The organism is Nocardia africana NBRC 100379 (genome assembly GCF_001612635.1).
Lineage (GTDB): Bacteria > Actinomycetota > Actinomycetes > Mycobacteriales > Mycobacteriaceae > Nocardia > Nocardia africana.
In genome coordinates, this window is sequence record NZ_BDAV01000007.1 from 313,675 (window position 1) to 330,998 (window position 17,324).

General features: G+C 68.6%; 13 protein-coding genes. 7 read left to right on the top strand and 6 right to left on the bottom strand.

Annotation, left to right across the window (positions count from 1 at the left end; translation table 11 throughout):
- Positions 1 to 82 precede the first annotated feature (82 nt).
- Genes NA3_RS13250 through NA3_RS13265 form a run of 4 tightly spaced genes read left to right on the top strand, consistent with a single transcriptional unit; the run spans position 83 to position 3,715 of the window.
- Complete coding sequence (locus tag NA3_RS13250) at positions 83 to 727, top strand: ABC transporter permease (RefSeq protein WP_062963881.1); 645 nt, start codon at positions 83 to 85, stop codon at positions 725 to 727.
- Positions 724 to 2,007 (top strand): ATP-binding cassette domain-containing protein, encoded by a 1,284-nt coding sequence (locus tag NA3_RS13255; protein ID WP_062963882.1) that lies wholly within the window; start codon positions 724 to 726, stop codon positions 2,005 to 2,007. Before NA3_RS13250 ends, NA3_RS13255 begins: the two co-directional genes overlap by 4 nt.
- Positions 2,004 to 2,741 (top strand): ABC transporter permease, encoded by a 738-nt coding sequence (locus NA3_RS13260; RefSeq protein ID WP_157126551.1) that lies wholly within the window; start codon positions 2,004 to 2,006, stop codon positions 2,739 to 2,741. Before NA3_RS13255 ends, NA3_RS13260 begins: the two co-directional genes overlap by 4 nt.
- Complete coding sequence (locus tag NA3_RS13265) at positions 2,738 to 3,715, top strand: glycine betaine ABC transporter substrate-binding protein (RefSeq protein WP_062963883.1); 978 nt, start codon at positions 2,738 to 2,740, stop codon at positions 3,713 to 3,715. The genes NA3_RS13260 and NA3_RS13265 overlap by 4 nt, the downstream gene beginning before the upstream one ends.
- A 20-nt stretch (positions 3,716 to 3,735) precedes the next feature.
- On the opposite strand, the gene NA3_RS13270 is transcribed toward NA3_RS13265, so the two are convergent.
- Both NA3_RS13270 and NA3_RS13280 read right to left on the bottom strand, forming a co-directional pair.
- Positions 3,736 to 5,742, bottom strand: coding sequence for an aconitate hydratase (locus NA3_RS13270; protein WP_062963884.1), 2,007 nt, complete (start codon positions 5,740 to 5,742; stop codon positions 3,736 to 3,738).
- Between the two features lie 403 nt (positions 5,743 to 6,145).
- Positions 6,146 to 6,895, bottom strand: coding sequence for a VOC family protein (locus tag NA3_RS13280; protein WP_062963886.1), 750 nt, complete (start codon positions 6,893 to 6,895; stop codon positions 6,146 to 6,148).
- Positions 6,896 to 7,125: 230 nt separating this feature from the next.
- On the opposite strand from NA3_RS13280, the gene NA3_RS13285 reads away from it, so the two are divergent.
- Positions 7,126 to 10,560 (top strand): serine/threonine-protein kinase, encoded by a 3,435-nt coding sequence (locus NA3_RS13285; protein WP_062963887.1) that lies wholly within the window; start codon positions 7,126 to 7,128, stop codon positions 10,558 to 10,560.
- A 12-nt stretch (positions 10,561 to 10,572) separates the two neighbouring features.
- Here the strand turns inward: NA3_RS13285 and NA3_RS13290 are convergent, their stop codons facing one another.
- On the bottom strand, positions 10,573 to 11,331 hold the full coding sequence (locus tag NA3_RS13290) for a DUF72 domain-containing protein (RefSeq protein WP_062964037.1): 759 nt from the start codon (positions 11,329 to 11,331) through the stop codon (positions 10,573 to 10,575).
- A gap of 118 nt (positions 11,332 to 11,449) precedes the next feature.
- Here NA3_RS13290 and NA3_RS13295 point away from each other — a divergent pair, with 118 nt between their 5' ends.
- Together NA3_RS13295 and NA3_RS13300 are read left to right on the top strand one after the other, a co-directional pair.
- A complete protein-coding gene (locus NA3_RS13295; protein WP_062963888.1) occupies positions 11,450 to 12,274 on the top strand; it encodes an acyl-CoA thioesterase in 825 nt (274 codons plus the stop codon).
- A gap of 40 nt (positions 12,275 to 12,314) precedes the next feature.
- Positions 12,315 to 13,760 (top strand): lipase maturation factor family protein, encoded by a 1,446-nt coding sequence (locus NA3_RS13300; RefSeq protein ID WP_062963889.1) that lies wholly within the window; start codon positions 12,315 to 12,317, stop codon positions 13,758 to 13,760.
- A gap of 23 nt (positions 13,761 to 13,783) precedes the next feature.
- Here the strand turns inward: NA3_RS13300 and NA3_RS13305 are convergent, their stop codons facing one another.
- From NA3_RS13305 to prpD, 3 genes are read right to left on the bottom strand one after another with little or no spacing between them, the layout of a single operon-like run.
- On the bottom strand, positions 13,784 to 14,908 hold the full coding sequence (locus NA3_RS13305) for a bifunctional 2-methylcitrate synthase/citrate synthase (RefSeq protein ID WP_062963890.1): 1,125 nt from the start codon (positions 14,906 to 14,908) through the stop codon (positions 13,784 to 13,786).
- Positions 14,908 to 15,822: a methylisocitrate lyase gene (gene prpB / locus NA3_RS13310; protein ID WP_062963891.1), complete on the bottom strand. Its 915-nt coding sequence runs from the start codon at positions 15,820 to 15,822 to the stop codon at positions 14,908 to 14,910. The genes NA3_RS13305 and prpB overlap by 1 nt, the downstream gene beginning before the upstream one ends.
- Entirely contained in the window at positions 15,819 to 17,324 is a 1,506-nt protein-coding gene (gene prpD, locus NA3_RS13315; protein ID WP_062963892.1) for a 2-methylcitrate dehydratase PrpD, read from the bottom strand. Before prpD ends, prpB begins: the two co-directional genes overlap by 4 nt.

The window sequence follows — 17,324 nt, forward strand, 5'->3', positions numbered from 1 at the left end:
ACCGTCATTTAGTCTTTGACCGATCTGCGACCGGTGGCGGCGCGCGAACGGGTGCCGGCAGAGGGCTGACGATGGGAGTCCCGTGAATCTGTGGAACTACATCCGAGAGCGGGGTGACACTCTGGCCTTCCTCACCTATCAGCATGCGTCACTGGCGTTTCAGACGGTTCTGGTCGGCACGGTCGTCGCCGTGCTCATCGCGATGGCGGTCTACCGGCTGCCACTGCTGTCGCACCTCTCGCTCACCTCGAGCCGGGTCGCGCTGACCATTCCGTCGCTGGCGTTGCTGGCGCTGCTGCTGGTGCCGTTCGGGCTGGGCGTCGTCCCCTCGTTCATCATGCTGGCGTTCTTCGCGGCGCTGCCGGTGATCGGAAACGCGATCGTTGGATTGCGCTCGGTACCGGCCTCGGTGGTGGAATCCGCACGCGGAATCGGATTTTCCCGCACCCGCATCCTGCTCACCGTCGAACTGCCGATCGCGTGGCCGGTGATCCTGACCGGTATCCGGGTCTCCACGCAGATGATCGTCGGTGTCGCCGCCATCGTCGCCTACGTCCTCGGCCCGGGCCTGGGATCGCTGATCTTCAACGGCCTGTCGCGACTGGGCGGTGCGAACGCCTTGGAGACGGCGGCCACGGGCACCATCCTCATCGTCATCGTGGCGCTGGTGTTCGACGCGCTACTCGTGCTGCTGGGCCGCCTCACCATCGCCGAAGGACTCTCATGACAGACGCTGTGACCGACCGGCCCGGACCGGCGACGCCGGAACGCAATGTGACCGGGGCGTCCATCGTCCTCGACTCGGTCGTGAAAAGGTACAAGGGCCAGGACAAACCGGCCGTGGCCCGCCTCGACCTGGAGATCGAGGCGGGACAGATCGTCGCCTTCGTCGGCCCCTCCGGCTGCGGGAAGACGACGACGCTCAAGATGATCAACCGGCTGATCGAGCCGACCGAGGGCCGCATCTTCATCGGCGGGCGCGACGTCACCCGCGAGGACCCGGACAAACTGCGGCAGTCCATCGGGTACGTCATCCAGTCCGGGGGCCTGTTCCCGCACTGGTCGGTGCGCAAGAACGTGGGCGCGATCCCGCGGGTGCTCGGCTGGGACAAGAAGCGCATCGCCGAGCGCACCGAATATCTGCTCGAGCTCGTCGGCCTGGATCCCGGCGTCTTCGCCGACCGGCTGCCCAAGGACATGTCCGGCGGCCAGCAGCAGCGGGTCGGAGTCGCGCGAGCACTGGCCGCCGATCCCCCGGTACTGCTGATGGACGAACCGTTCGGCGCAGTCGACCCGATCACCCGGGTTCGCCTGCAGGACAGTCTCATCGGGATTCAGCACGAACTCGGCAAGACCATCGTCGTCGTCACCCACGATTTCGAGGAGGCCACCAAACTCGGCGACAAGGTGCTCATCCTGTCCGAGGGCGGGCACGTCGAGCAGTACGCGCGGCCCGAGGAGATCCTCACCGCACCGGCCACGCCGTTCGTCGAGGAATTCGTCGGTTCCGGCGCCAAGCTCGCCTATCTGACCGTGCAGCGGGTGCGCGATGTGGAGTGCGACGACGTTGTCACCGCCCGCATCGGCGAGCCCGCGCAGGCGGTGATCCAGCGCGCGCGGGCCGCCGGCCAGACCTGGGTGGTGGTTGTCGACGATGCCGGGAGGCCACGGTCGTGGCCCTCGCTCACCGAACTGGCGAGCAAACCGGAGGTGTCGGACTACCTCGATCGCCGGTTGCCGGTCGTCGCTCGCTCCTCGACCCTCAACGACGCCCTCGACGCGATGCTGGCGGCCAGTCAGGGTGCGGCCCTGGTGACCGACGGGCGCGGTGCGGTCGTCGGCTCGATCGGCATCGGCGCGGTGACCGAGACCATCCAGGCCGCCCTCGCCGATGTGCGCTCCGAGGAACACGACACCTCCTACGAAACCTACGTCGACGGAACCGATCCCGCGCCCACGCCGGTGGTCGCCGCCGACGACGAGCACGAATCGGCCGGGCAGTCATGACCCGCCTGCGCCGGCTGCCGATGGACGTCTGGTTCGAGCCGCTGATCATCCTCGTCATCGGAATCGGCTACATCCTCTGGTATCGATCGACGACGTTCACCCCGACCGAACAGGCCTCCCTCGCCTGGTCCAACCTGCGGACCACGATCTGGTCGCATATCGAGCTGACCCTGGTCGCCACGGTGATCGTGGTCGTCGTCGCGATTCCGCTGGGTATCGCGCTGACCCGGCCCGCGCTGAAACGCCTGGAGCCGCTCGCGGTCAACATCGCCAATATCGGCCAGGCGGCGCCGGCGGTCGGACTGCTGGTGCTGTTCACCTTCTGGCTGGGCACCGGATTCCGCACGGCGGTGGTCGGTTTGGTCGTGTACGCGATTCTGCCGATCCTGCAGAACACCATCATCGGCCTGCGGCAGGTGGATCAGCGCACCATCGAGGCCTCGCGCGGGATCGGGTTCTCCGCCGCCCGCACCCTGGTCCGGGTCGAGTTGCCGCTCGCGGTGCCCGTGATCCTCAACGGGGTGCGCACCGCCCTGGTGATCCTGGTCGGCACCGCCACCCTGAGCACCTTCATCGGCGCCACCAGCCTCGGCACACTGATCACGACGGGCGTCACGCTGTTCCTGCCGAAACTGCTCGTGTCCGGAGCGATTCTGGTCGGGCTGCTGGCGTTGATCATCGACTGGCTGGGCAGACTCGTCGAACTGGCCGCCACCCCGCGAGGTGTGTCATGAGATCGGCCCGGGCCCTGGCACTGTGCGCGATCGTCGTCGCGGTGTCGCTGATCGGCGGATGCGGGCTCGTGAGCTCGTCGGGAACGTTCCACGATGCGAGCCTGCCCGGCGGGCAGCGACCGCTCGACGGCGCGAAACTGGTGGTGACATCGAAGAGTTTCACCGAAGGTGTGCTGCTGGGCAAGATCACCGCGACCTATCTGGCCGCGGCGGGCGCGAAGGTCACCGATCTGACCGGCGCACCCGGTTCGGCGTCGTCGCGGCAGGCTCAGCTCAACGGTGATGCCGACATTCTGTGGGAGTACACCGGTACCGGCTGGGTCAACTACCACAACGAAACCGAGACGATTTCCGACCCGCAGGAACTCTGGCAGCGCGTACACGACATCGAGAAGCGCGAGCACGACCTGGAGTGGCTGCCGCCGGCGAATTTCAACGACACCTACGCGTTCGGGGTGTCGACACCGACCGCGCAACGACTGGGGGTGAAGTCGCTGTCGGATGTCGCGGCCTTGCCGGTGCGGGATCGCACGTTCTGTGTGGACGACGAATTCTTCAGCCGCTCCGACGGTTTCATTCCGATGCTGCAGAAATACGGCATTCCCTACAACGATCCGAACGGCGTGCCCACCGGCAATGTCACCCGGATGGACGCCGGCGTCGTCTACACCGCGACGGCCAAGAGCGCGCCGTGCAATTTCGGCATGATCTACACCACCGACGGCCGGGTGAAGAATCTGAATCTCGTCGTGCTCGACGACGACAAGAAGTTCTTCCTCCCCTACAGCGGCGCCGCCGTCGTGCGCGGTGAGATCATGGACCGCTATCCGCAGCTGCGACAGCTGCTGGGCACGATTTCCGAACGTCTCACCAACGATCTGATGCAGGAACTCAACGGCCGCGTCGATATCGACGGCGAGGATCCCGCCGACGTCGCCTACGACTGGTTGAAGAGCGAAAAGCTCATCGATTAGCAGGCTTGCCGCGTAAAAGGTTATCGGCTGGACATCTCCCGCGCCGCCTGCGCCGCCGCCAGCCGCGGGATGATGCCGCCGGCCAATACCGTCTCCACCTGACGTTCCGAAAGATGGTGGCGCAGTGCGATATCCACGTTCGCGGTGACATCGTAGGCGGTGATCGCGGAACCGGCGGTGAGGGCCGCGCGCAGCCCGTCGATGCGCAGCACGTCGCCCACCGCGATGCGGTCGTAGTCGGCGGGATCGGCGAATTCGAGGGCGACGATGCCGAAATTGGCCAGATTCTGCCAGTGGATGCGCGCATACGATTTCGCGATCACCGCCCGCAGTCCCAGATATCTCGGCGCGATCGCGGCGTGTTCGCGCGAGGAGCCCTGCCCGTAGTTGTCGCCGCCCACGATCACATGTCCGGTGGTGCCGGAAATATCGGCCGCATGCCGGGGATAGTCCGGATCGATACGGGTGAAGGCGAATTCGGCGAGTTTCGGGATATTCGAGCGGAAGGGCAGTGCCCGCGCCCCGGCCGGGGAGATGTCGTCGGTGGAGATGTTGTCGCCGACCACGAGCAGAACCGGCGCCTCGATCACGTCGGGCAGCGGGTCGAAATCCGGCAGCGCGGAGATGTTGGGGCCCTTCACCAATTCCACCGTGCGTGCCTGCTCCACCGGCAGCGGCGGTACCAGCATCGCGGTGTTGACCGATGCCTGTGCGGGCAGATTCAACGCCGGATAGTCCAAGCCCAGCTCGTCGGCGAGATCGCGCGGATCGGTGATCGTCGCGGTCAGCGCCGATGCGGCGGCGGTCTCCGGGGAGCACAACCACACCGAATCCTCATCGGTGCCCGAGCGCCCCGGGAAGTTGCGCGGCATGGTGCGCAGCGAATTGCGGCCGACGGCCGGAGCCTGTCCCATACCGATACATCCCATACAGCCGGACTGATGGATGCGCGCCCCGGCACGGATCAGGTCGAAGGTAGCTCCCATCGCGGTCAGATCCTCGAAGATCTCGCGCGAGGACGGGTTGACGTCGAAGCTGACGTCGCTGTGGGTCTGACGGCCGGCGACGATCGCGGCCGCTATCGCGAAATCACGCAGCCCGGGGTTGGCCGAGGACCCGATCACCACCTGCGCCACCGGTTCCCCGGCGACCTCCCGCACCGGCACCACATCCCCCGGTGAGGACGGCCGGGCGATCAGCGGCTCGATCGCGGACAGGTCGATGTGCTCCTCGACGTCGTAGGTCGCGCCCTCGTCGGCCCGCAGGTCGGTGAAGTCGCCGGCGCGATTCTCGGCGCGCAGGAAGTCGTACACCGCGTCGTCGGCGGGAAAGACCGTGGTGGTGGCGCCGAGTTCGGCGCCCATATTCGCGATCACGTGCCGGTCCATCGCCGTGAGTCCCGCCAGGCCGGGACCGTGATATTCGACGATCCGGTTCAGCCCGCCCTTGACGCCGTGGCGGCGCAACATTTCCAGGATCACGTCCTTGGCCGAACACCACGGCGGCAGTTCACCGGTCAGTTCGACGCCCCAAATTTGCGGCATGGTGATGTAGAGCGGCTCACCGGCCATGGCGAGCGCGACCTCGAGGCCGCCGACGCCGATCGCGAGCATGCCCAGCGACCCGCCGGCCGGCGTGTGCGAATCCGAGCCGACCATCGTCGCACCGGGTCTGCCGAAACGCTGCATATGGGTCGGATGCGAGACACCGTTGCCCGGTTTGGAGAACCACAGCCCGTAGCGGCGGCAGGCCGACAGCAGGAATTCGTGATCCTGGGCGTTCTTGTCGTCGGTCTGCAACAGGTTGTGGTCGACGTACTGCGCGCTGAGTTCGGTGCGCACCCGGTCGAGCCCCAGTGCCTCGAGTTCCTGCATCACCAGGGTGCCGGTGGCGTCCTGGGTGAGCGTCTGGTCGATGCGCAGCGCGATCTCCTCCCCCGGGCGCATCCGTCCCGACACCAGGTGGGATTCGATCAGCTTCTGGGCGACGTTTCGCGGGCGGTCCGCGGGCGGCTGCTGGCCGGTCATCTGCCCTCCTCTGCCCCGGCCCACGGGATCGCCGGGTCCGGGCGCGGTCGTTGGTGCGGAGTCCCTTCCAGGATGCGCCGATCGACGCCGGCTCGCCGCAACCTACCGGGGCACGGCCGCACGGGACCGGGAGTCGGCGAGGGTCGCCACACGCCGGGAAACGTGCCGCACGATGTCGGGCGCCACCTCGGGACCCACCACGGCCCGCGCCGTGTGACCCGAGCGTTCGACAATCGGAGTACTCCCGCAACCGTTCCCCGCCCGGTCGCCACGGACGCTGTAGGCCCCAGCCGCCATGCCGGTCCCCTCGGTCCCAGTGCCTCGGACCGCCTGGTACCCCCGCGCCACCGCGTCGCTCACATCGACGCGAACCAGCGGCCGGCGCGCGCGTGTCACCGAGCAGTCAGCTCCTGCTGCGCCGGAACACCTTGCCGCTCAGCGGGTCTCGCTCGGTGAGGCAGTACACCCCGCCGACCGGATCGTTCATCACCAGCCACTGCGCGCCGCGATGCACGCGCCGGGCGCCGAGGGATTCGTGCCAGGTCGCCACCGCCTCGGCGTCGCTGCAGGCGATATCGATATGGGCGCCCGGCTCCCGTTCGGTATCCAAGCGCTGCACCAGGATTCGCACCGGCAAGCGCGGGGGAACGAGCAGCCGGCTGAACTCGGACCGACCGGTGCGCTGCACGGGCCAGCCGGTGAGCGTGGCCCAGAATTCGACCTCGCCGTCGTAGCCGGACGGCCCGATGTCGAAGCAGAGCTGGTCGACGCGGCTGAGACTGCCGTCGGGCCCGGCCACCGGCGCCGGAATATGCCCGCCGTCGCCGGTGGTCAGGCAGAACGCCAGGCCGTGCGGTGAACGAACGAGCGACCAGGTGTCGTGGTCGGCGACCAGGGTCGCGCCGAGATCACGCGCCCTGCGGCGGGCGCGATCGAGATCGACGACATCGATATCGAGATGGGCGCCGCCGTCCCCGCCGACCGCCTGCGCCGCCTGGTAGGCGTCGCCGGTCGCCGGGTCGAGGGTCGCGAACTCGCCGTGCTCACCCTGGCGGGCCGACAGCTCGGTGCCGGTGACCGCCGACCAGAAGGCGAACGCCTCGTCGAAACGTGCGGCGGGCCGGTCGATGTACATCCAGCTCCAGCGAATCATATCTGACAGCATGCCGGCAGCCCCGGACGGCGACCACCCTCGTGCCCGGCACGGCACGCGAAACCCGTTGCGCCGCCTGCCCTTCGCCCGCGCATGTCGCGCGGACGCGTCGGCGCCGGCCGCCGGGCGGGCGCGCGGTTTCGGCCACCGGCATCCGCGCGGGCCGACCTATACTTGACATACCAGCGCGACGGGCTCCGCGCCGAGCAGTACTGACGGAAACGGTGCCGATGGCCGACAAGGATTCCATGGCGACCCAGCGCGACCGCTCCCTGGGGATCGACGAGGATCTGCGAGCGGCCGGGTTCGCCGATGCGCACATCATCGGGCGGGGCGGATTCGGCGTGGTGTACCGCTGCCGCGAACTGGCACTGGGCCGCACCGTCGCGGTGAAGGTGCTCACCGCCGCATCCGATTTCGGCCACGAGAATCTCGAACGATTCCTTCGCGAGCAGCGGGCCATGGGCGGACTGCCGGAACATCCCAACATCGTCGCGATCCTGCAGGTCGGCACGACCGGCGACGGACGGCCCTTCCTGGTGATGCCGTATCACCCGAAAGGCTCGCTGGAACAGCGGATCCAGCACGGCGGGCCCCTGGATGTCACGACCGCGCTGCGGATTTCGGTGAAGCTGTCCGGCGCGCTGGAAACCGTGCACCGGGCGGGGATTCTGCATCGAGACATCAAGCCGGGCAACGTTCTTCTCACCGACTACGGCGAACCACAGCTGACCGATTTCGGCATCGCCCGGGTGGAGGGCGGCTTCCGCACCACCACCGGAGTGGTCACGGCGTCGCCGGCGTTCACCGCTCCCGAGGTCCTGCGCGACGGCACCCCGTCGGTCGCCTCCGACATCTACAGCATGGGCGCCACGCTGTTCTGCATGCTCACCGGTCACGCCGCCTTCCAGCGCCGCTCCGGTGAACGGCTGGTCGCCCAGTTCGTGCGCATCACCGAGGAACCGGTTCCCGATCTGCGTCCCGGCGGCATCCCCGACGACATCTGCGAACTGATCGAGGACAGTATGGCCGCCGACCCGGCCCGGCGCCCGGCCTCGGCGGCGGTGTTCGGTGAGCGGGCGCAGCAGGTGCAACGCCACCGCGGACTTCGCGTGGACGATATGGCGATCTCGGCGCCGGAGCCGCCGGCGGCCGAACCGGCGGCCGCCGCCGATCGCGTCGGGGAACCGACCCGGCTCGGCCTGCTTCCCCCGGCCGATCTGGTGACCACACCGCCTGTCGCCGAAACCAAATTCCATCCCGCGCTGTCCCCGCGCCCGCTGGTCCGCCGATCCCGCCTGCTGGATTCGATGGACCCCGAGCGCTGGCCGCGGCTGATCGTCGTCCACGCGCCCGCCGGTTTCGGCAAGAGCACGCTCGCCGCCCAGTGGGGGCAGCGGATGGTGGACCGCGGGGTCGCCGCATGCTGGCTCAATATCGACGACGACGACAACAATCCGGTGTGGTTCCTGCTGCACCTGATCGAAGCCGTCGGCCGGGCGCGGCCGGCCCTGACCACCGAACTGTTGCGTGTCGTCGAGGAACACGGCAACGATGTGATGCGTTATGTGCTGACCACGCTGATCAACCGCATCCACGCCGACCGCGAACGGATCGTGATGATCATCGAGGACTGGCATCGCGTCACCGACGCCGATACCACCGCCGCACTGCGCTTCCTGATCGACAACGCCTGCCACCATCTGCAACTGCTGATCACCAGCCGCGAGATGATCGGACTACCGCTCTCGGCCATCCGCGTGCGCGACGAGCTGATCGAAATCGATTCCGCCGCCTTGCGTTTCGACGAGTCCGAGACGGCGGATTTCCTGACCCGGGTGGGCGGGCTCGCGCTGGGGGCGGCGGATATCGACCGGCTGCGGACCGGCACCGACGGCTGGGTCGCCGGGCTGCAACTGGCGTCGATCTCACTGCGCGGCCGCGACGACCCCGGTTCCGCGATCGCCACCATGTCCGGACGGCACCAGGCGATCAGCGAATATCTGACCGACAACGTGCTCGACGCACTCGAGCCCGGACTGCTGACCGCGCTGCTGGAAACCGCTGTCACCGACAAGATCTGCGGGCCCCTCGCGGCGGAGCTGACCGGACGGCCGCAGGGGCGGACGCTGCTCGAGGACATCGAGCGGCGCGACCTGTTCCTGCGCCGCCTCGACGACGACGGCGAATGGTTCCGTTACCACACGCTGTTCTCCGATTTCCTGCGGCAGCGGCTCGAGCGCGACCACCCCGAACGCGTGCCGCAGCTGCACCGTCGCGCCGCCGAATGGTTCGCCGCCAACGGCATGCTCAGCGAGGCGATCGACCACGCGATGGCCGCCGGGGAACCCGGGCGGGCGGTCGCGCTGGTCTCCGCCCACGCCCGCGAACTGGTGCAGCATTCGCATCTGGCCACATTGGTGGCGCTGGCGGCGAAACTGCCCGTCACCGACGCCGCCGCCGATCCGACCCTGCAGATCGCGCTGGCCTGGGCGGCGGTGCTGTTGCGGCGGCCGAGCCGCATGCATACCGCATTGCAGTTGGCACTGGCCGCCGATTCGGCGAAACAGCCTCCGGGACACCGGAAATCCGATCTCGCGGTCGAGGCGTCGATTCTGTGCGGGGTGGAGGCGGCGCTCGCCGATCACCTCGACGGCCTGGAGGACACCGTCGAGCAGAGTCGCGCCCGCGCCGAGTCGCTGGCGCCGTTCGTGCTGTCGGCGACGGCCAACCTGGGCGCCTTCGCCGCACTGCACCGGTTCGACTTCGACCGCGTGCACGAATGGCACCGCTGGGGCCGGACCTATTTCCGCCATATCACCGGGGCGCTGAGCATCATGTACAGCCACTGTTTCGCGGGGATGGCGGCGCGTGAGCAACTCGCCGAGGAGGCGGCCGAGGAGCATTTCCGCACGGCCCTGCATCTGGCGCGCACCACGACCGGGGAAAGTTCCTTCACCGCCCGCCTGGCCTCGGCCGCACTCGGCGATTTCCTCTACGACCGCGGTGAGATCGCGGAGGCGCAGCATCTGCTCGACGTCGCGCTGGAATTCGGATTCGAGGGTGGCACAGTCGATTTCCTGACCGGGGTCTACGGCACCGGTGCGCGCATCAAGGCACTGCGCGGGGATCGCGCCGCCGCGCAGCGTCTGCTCGCCGACGGCGACGAGGTCGCCACCGCACACGCCCTGCCGCGATTGTCGGCACGCATCGAACTCGAGCGGATCCGGCTCGGGATCGGCGAGTTCGTTCCCGGCGAGCCGGCCGACGCGGGCGCAGCGGAGGACGGCGTGGCCACCGCGATTCGTGAACTCACCGAGGAAGCGGCCATCCGGTGGCTGCTGCGAACGGATCCCGAACGGGCACTGCTGCGCGCCCACGCGCTGCGACGGTCGATCGATGCCGCCGCGCGCCCGCGCGCCGCCCTGTGCGCCACGGTGTTGACCGCGCATTGCCTCGAGACCGTGGGCCGGCCGGAGGAGGCGGAGGCGGTTCTCGCGCCGGCCCTGCGCCGCTGCGTCGAAGTGGGACTGGTGCGCCCGCTGCTCGACGAGGGCCCGGCACTGCTCGCCGTCGTCCGGCGGCTCTCGGCCGGCACGGGGCGAAAAGCCTTGGGGCAGCCCGCGATCGCGCTCCCGCGGGCCGTCCTCGACCACCTCGGGTGAGTCCCCGGCCGGTCAGGAGGGGACGTCGGTGCGCGTCACGGTCAGCCCCGCGGCGCGCGCCAGCCCGGCGAACACCACGGCGTCGTGGACGGCCGCGCCGCCCGGATCGTTGTTGAAGTACACGTAACCGTCGGCGGGACCGAAGGTGTCCGCCAGCCGGTGCGCCCACGCGGTCAGGGCACGCCGGCCGTAGCGGGGTTGCGGCCGGGCCAGTCCGGAATGCAGGCGCAGATACGACCAGTCGGTGGTGCGCCACAGCGGCGTCACCGGGCGCGAGCGCGCATCCGCCCAGCACAGCGCGGCGCCGCGCTCCTCCAGCACGGCACGGATGCGCGGTGTCCACCACGACTCGTGGCGCGGTTCGACGGCCACCCGCACGGTCGCGGGAAACTGCCGCAGACAGTCGTCGAGCAGCCCCGCGTCCGCCCGCAGGGTCGGCGGCAGTTGCACCAGGATCGGACCCAGCCGATCCCCCAGTCCCGCGGCGTGATCGAGGAGCCGCTGCACCGGCTCGGCCGGTTCGCGTAGTCGCTTGACGTGGGTGAGGAAGCGGCTGGCCTTCACGGCCACGACGAAATCGGCGGGCGTGCGTTCCCGCCAGGCCGCGAACACCTCGCGACTGGGCAGCCGATAGAAGGCGTTGTTGCTTTCGACGGTCGCGAACGCGGCCGCATACTGTTCCAGCCACAGCCGCTGCGGCACGCCCGGCGGGTAGAGCACGCCGCGCCAGTCCCGGTACTGCCAGCCGGAGGTCCCGACGAACAGGGTCACACCGTTCATGGAACCAGACTCGTCGCGGCCGCGCTCGGACCCGGCCCGACCCCCGCCCTATAACAATCGTTATAGTCGGTGCGTTATATGCGGCCGTGTAACCAAGGAGTACTCGCTCGTGAATCCGACCGATATCGGCACCCACCCGTTCGATCTCGCCACGGCGCCGGCACCCGCCGGTGCGGGCCGCTATCTGGGCCGGACCACGGCGGAGTATTCGAATATGGTGGGCCCCTTCGGCGGAGTCACCGCGGCCACCGCCTTGCGCGCGGTCCTCGACGATCCGCGGTGCGTGGCCGAACCGGTGTCGATCACCGTCAACTACGCCGGCGCCATCGCCGACGGTCCGTTCACGATCGACAGCCGGCCGGTCCGGACCAATCGCAGCACCCAGCACTGGACGCTGACCCTCACCCAGGACGACGCGGTGACGACCACCGCGACCGTCGTCTGCGGCGCCCGGCGGCCCACCTGGTCCGATACCGAGATCGAACCGCCGGCCGCGCCGCCCGCCGAATCGGTGGCCGTGGCGCCACCGCCGGAGTTCCCGGTGTGGATGCGCAACTACGAGATGCGATTCGTCGAAGGTGGCGGGCCGATCACGTCGGATCCCCAGGAACAGCCGACCTCCACGACCACGCTGTGGGTGCGCGACCTCCCGGCCCGCCCGGTGGACTTTCCCGCGGTGACCGCCCTGGCCGATGTGTTCATCCCGCGGGTGATGGTGCGGCAGGGCCGGATGGTCGCGGCCAGTACCGTCTCGCTCACCGTGTACTTCCACGCCGATGCGGCCGCTCTCGCCGCCCACGGGGACCGTCCGGTGCTCGCCACCGCCCGGGGACAGCATTTCGGCGGCGGCTACTTCGATCAGTCCGCACAGCTGTGGGGCGCAGACGGCAGGCCGCTGGCCACCACTCACCAACTGGTCTACTTCAAGGACTGAACCCGGCATCGCGACCGGGCGCAGCGGGTATGCCCCGAGCATGCAGTGGTTCACGGCGCCGGAGTACTGGTTCGCGCGCGAGGTGTTCCAACGCGGCCTCGCGGTCGTCTATCTGATCGCGTTCGTGGGCGCCGCGCGGCAGTTCCGCGCGCTCATCGGCGCCGGGGGCATGCTGCCGGTGCCCGCCTTCCTGGCCCGGTCCTCGTTCCGGAGCTCGCCGAGCCTGTTCCATCTGCACTATTCGGACCGGTTCTTCGCCGGTGTCTCCTGGACGGGGGCGGCACTGGCGATGGCGCTGGTGGCGGGCGCGGACGATCACGTGCCGCTGTGGGCGGCGATGCTGCTGTGGCTGGCGGCGTGGGCGCTGTATCTGTCGATCGTCAATGTGGGCCAGGCCTGGTATTCGTTCGGGTGGGAATCGCTGCTGCTGGAGACGGGATTCCTGGCGATCTTCCTCGGCAACGATCGCACCGCGCCACCGATTCTGGTGCTGTGGCTGGCGCGCTGGTTGCTGTTCCGGGTGGAGTTCGGCGCGGGATTGATCAAACTGCGCGGCGACCCGTGCTGGCGCGATCTGACCTGCCTGTACTACCACCATGAAACCCAGCCCATGCCCGGCCCGCTGAGCTGGCTGTTCCACCACCTGCCCGCACCGCTGCACCGCGTGGAGGTGGCCGCGAACCACATCGCCCAGCTGGTCGTGCCGTTCGCACTGTTCACCCCGCAGCCGATCGCGAGTATCGCCGCGGCCGTCGTCGTGATCACCCAGCTGTGGCTGGTCGCCTCCGGAAATTTCGCCTGGCTCAACTGGTTGACGATCCTGCTCGCCTGTACCGCGATCGACGCCCGCTCGGCCGCGTACTTCCTGCCGCTGGCCGACCAGCCCGCGTTCCAGGATCCGCCGACGTGGTTCGTCGCGGTGGTCTGCGCCTTCACGGCCGCGGTGGTCGTGCTCAGCTACTGGCCGATACGGAACCTGCTGTCCGGGCACCAGCGGATGAACGCCAGCTTCAATCGATACCACCTGGTCAACACCTACGGCGCGTTCGGGCGGATCGAGCGCCGGCGATGGGAACTGGTGGTGGAGGGCACCGACGACCGGCACATCACCGAGCAAACCCAGTGGCAGGAATACGATTTCAAGGGCAAGCCCGGTGATCCGCACCGGCTGCCCCGCCAATGGGCGCCCTACCATCTGCGCCTGGACTGGCTGATGTGGTTCGCCGCCATCTCCCCGATCTACGCCCGCTCCTGGCTGGGCCCGTTCCTGCGGCGACTGCTGATCAACGACCCGGACACGCTGCGACTGTTGCGGCACAATCCTTTCCCGGACTCCCCGCCCGCCCATGTCCGCGTCCGCCAGTACCTCTACCGATTCAGCACTCGGGAGGAACTGCGCCACGACCACGTGTGGTGGCACCGCGACGCGGTCGGCGACTACGTGCCACCCACCGCCCTCGCCTCCCCGCGCATCCGGCACGGCTGACCTCGCCGGCAGCCCCAGCCCGATCAGGCCGGCACCGAGCGCTGCCCGACGCCGACGTATTCGCCCAGCGGGCGGATCAGCGCGTTCGAGGCGCCCTGTTCGATGATGTGGGCGGCCCAGCCGGTGGTCCGGCTCATGACGAAGATCGGGGTGAAGGTCTCGATATCGAATCCCAGCAGGTAATACGCGGGGGCGGTGGGAAAATCGAGATTCGGCGCGATCCCGGTGGCCTCGGCCATCGTGCGCTCGAGTGTCTCGTAGATGCGCACCCAGCGGCCGCCGTCGGTGGCGGCGGCGATGTCGAGCAGCGCCTGCTTCATCGTCGGCACCCGGGAATCGCCGTTCTTGTAGACCCGGTGACCGAACCCCATCACCTTCTGCTTGTCCGCCAGCTTCTTCCGCAGCCACGCCTCGGCTCGCTCGGGCTCGCCGATCTCGAGCATGTCACGCATGACCGCCTCGTTGGCCCCGCCGTGCAGCGGCCCCTTCAGCGCGCCGATGGCCGCGGTGACCGCACTGTAGATATCCGACTGCGTCGAGGTCACCACGCGCGCGGCGAATGTCGAGGCGTTGAAACTGTGCTCCGCGTAGAGAATCAGCGAGACCTCGAACGCTTTCACCAGCTCCGGGGCGGGCACGGTCCCGAAACACATGTTCAGGAAATTCTGCGCATATCCCAGATGCGAATGCGGCGCGATCGGATCCAGTCCGTGCCGGCGACGATGGTCGGCGGCCACAATGGTCGGCAGCACCGCCAGCATACGTAAAGCCTTGGTGCGGTTGGCTTTCGGCGAATTGTCGTCCTCGAGCGGATCCTCGGCGCCGAGGTAGCTGATCGCGGTACGCACCACATCCATCGGGTGGCAGGTGTCGGGCAGTTTCGTCACCAGCGACAGCAGCGACCGATCGACCCGTCGCGCCGCGCGTTCCTGCTGGCAGAACCGTTCCAGCTGGGCGTCGTTCGGCAGTTCGCCGTACCACAGCAGGTAGGCGACCTGTTCGAAACCGCAGTGTGCCGCCAGGTCCTGGACGGCGTATCCGCGATAGGTCAGCGAATTCGTTTCCGGCACCACCTTGGATATCGCGGTGGTGTCGACGACGACGCCCGCCAGGCCCTTGTTGACCACCGGAGTCGCGGCCTTCGTCATCACTGGTTCCTTCCGAGAGTGAAAGTGACTATGTCGGAATCGAATTCGTTGTAGCGCTCGTACCGCAACAGTTCGTAGAGACGGCTGCGATGTTGCATCCGGTCCAGCAATCCCGCCTGGGTGCCGGTCTCGTGGATTTCGCGCAGGCCGGTCTCGGCCGCCCACATCGCCAGGCGCAGCGTGGACACCGGATAGATCACCGCGTTGTAGCCGATCGATTCCAGTGTCCGCGCCGGCAACAATTCGGATTTGCCGAACTCGGTCATATTGGCCAGCAGCGGAATCGAGACCGCGGCCCGGAATTTCTCGAAATCGGCTGCGCCGCTCAACGCTTCGGTGAAGATCAGGTCCGCCCCGGCGTCGGCGTAGGCGCGGGCGCGGGCGATCGCCGCGTCGACGCCCTCGATTCCGGCGGCGTCGGTGCGCGCGCAGATGACGAAATTCGGATCGCGTCGCGCCGAGACCGCGGCGCGCAGGCGACGCACCATCTCGTCGGTGGGCACCACGGCCTTGCCGTCGAGGTGACCGCAGCGCTTGGGATTGACCTGGTCCTCCAGGTGACAGCCCGCGAGGCCGGCGTCCTCGAGCAGTGTCACCGTGCGGGCGGCGTTCATCGGTTCACCGAAGCCGGTATCGGCATCGATGAGCACCGGCAGGTCGGTCACCCGGGCGACCTGAGCGCCGCGGTCCGCGACCTCGGTCAGCGTCGTCAGCCCGATATCGGGCAGCCCGAGTTCCGCCGACACCACCGCACCCGAGACGTAGACGCCTTCGAACCCGATTTCCTGAATCAGTGTGGCCACCAAGGGATTGAACGCTCCGGGAAAGCGCTGGATCGACCCCGAGGCGAGCCCGGCGCGGAAGGCGGCGCGTTTGTCGGCGGCGGAGGTGGCCGCGGCGAGCAGTCCGGTCATCGGAACAATCCCTTCGACAGTTTCGGGGCGCGGGCGAGCACCTCGCCGGACACGGTGAACGTCAGTTGCGGCAGCTCGTCCGGCGACAGCGAGCCGGCCCGCTGCGCGACGTCGAGGAACCGGTCCTGTTCGGCCGCGTCGACGACGCCCTCGGCGAGCGTGCGGAATTTGGCGATGTACTGCTCACGGGCGAAGGGCCGCGCGCCGAGCGGGTGGGCGTCGGCGACCGCGAGTTCGTCGACGATCACCTCACCGCTTGTCAGCGTCACCTCGGCACGGGCGCCGAACGCCTTCTCGGCGGGATCGGCGGAGTGGTAGCGGCGGGTCCATTCCGGGTCCTCGGCGGTGGAGATCTTGCGCCACAGCTCGATGGTGTCGGGGCGACGGGCCCGCTCGGGCGCGTAGGAACGCTCGTGATGCCAGGTGCCGTCCTGCAGCGCGACCGCGAAGATGTACATGACCGAGTGGTCGAGCGTCTCCCGCGACGCCTCGGGATCGAATTTCTGCGGATCGCCGGAGCCGGTGCCGATCACCACGTGGGTGTGGTGGCTGGTGTGCAGCACGATCGAGGCCACTCGGCCGAGGTCGCCGATGCGGTCGCGCATGCGCCGGGCCAGATCGATCGGCGCCTGGCTCTGATATTCGGCGGAATGCTCCTTGGTGTAGGAGTCGAGGATCGCTCGCTTGGGCTCGCCCGGACCCGGCAGCGGTACCGAATATTCGGCCTCGGGCCCGGCGAGCAACCGGGCGATCACGCCGTCCTCGCCCTCCCAGATGGGCGCGGGCGCACCCTCGCCGCGCATCGCCCGGTCGACGGCTTCGATCGCCATCTTCCCCGCGAAGGCCGGCGCGTAGGCCTTCCAGCTGGAGATTTCCCCCTTGCGGGACTGCCGGGTCGCGGTGGTGGTGTGCAGCGCCTGACCGATGGCCTGGTAGATCGTCTCGGTGTCGAGGCCGAGTGCCGTACCGATACCGGCGGCGGCCGACGGGCCCAGATGCGCGACGTGGTCGATCTTGTGTTCGTGCAGGCAGATCCCCCGCGCCAGATCGATCTGGATCTCGTAGCCGGTGGCCAGGCCCCGAATCAGATCACGGCCGCTGCGTCCGGCATGGTGGGCGGCGGCCAGAATCGGCGGGATGTTGTCGCCGGGATGAGAGTATTCGGCGGCGAGAAAGGTGTCGTGGAAGTCGAGTTCGCGCACCGCGACGCCGTTGGCCCACGCCGCCCATTCCGGTGAGTACGTGCCGGGGACACCGAACACCGGGGCGCCCGGTCGATACGGATGCGCCAGCGCCTGGGCCCGGGCGTCGGCCACCGGCCGCCGGGTGAGCGCCGCCGCGGCGACGGCGGCGTTGTCGATGATCCGGTTGACGATCATCTCTTCGGTCTCCGGCGCCACCGCGACCGGATCGGTGGCGACCTCGGCGATCCGCCACGCCAGGTGTTCGGCACGCGAGAACGCCTCCGCGGAGCGGTGGGTGCGAACGAGATGATTCTTCAC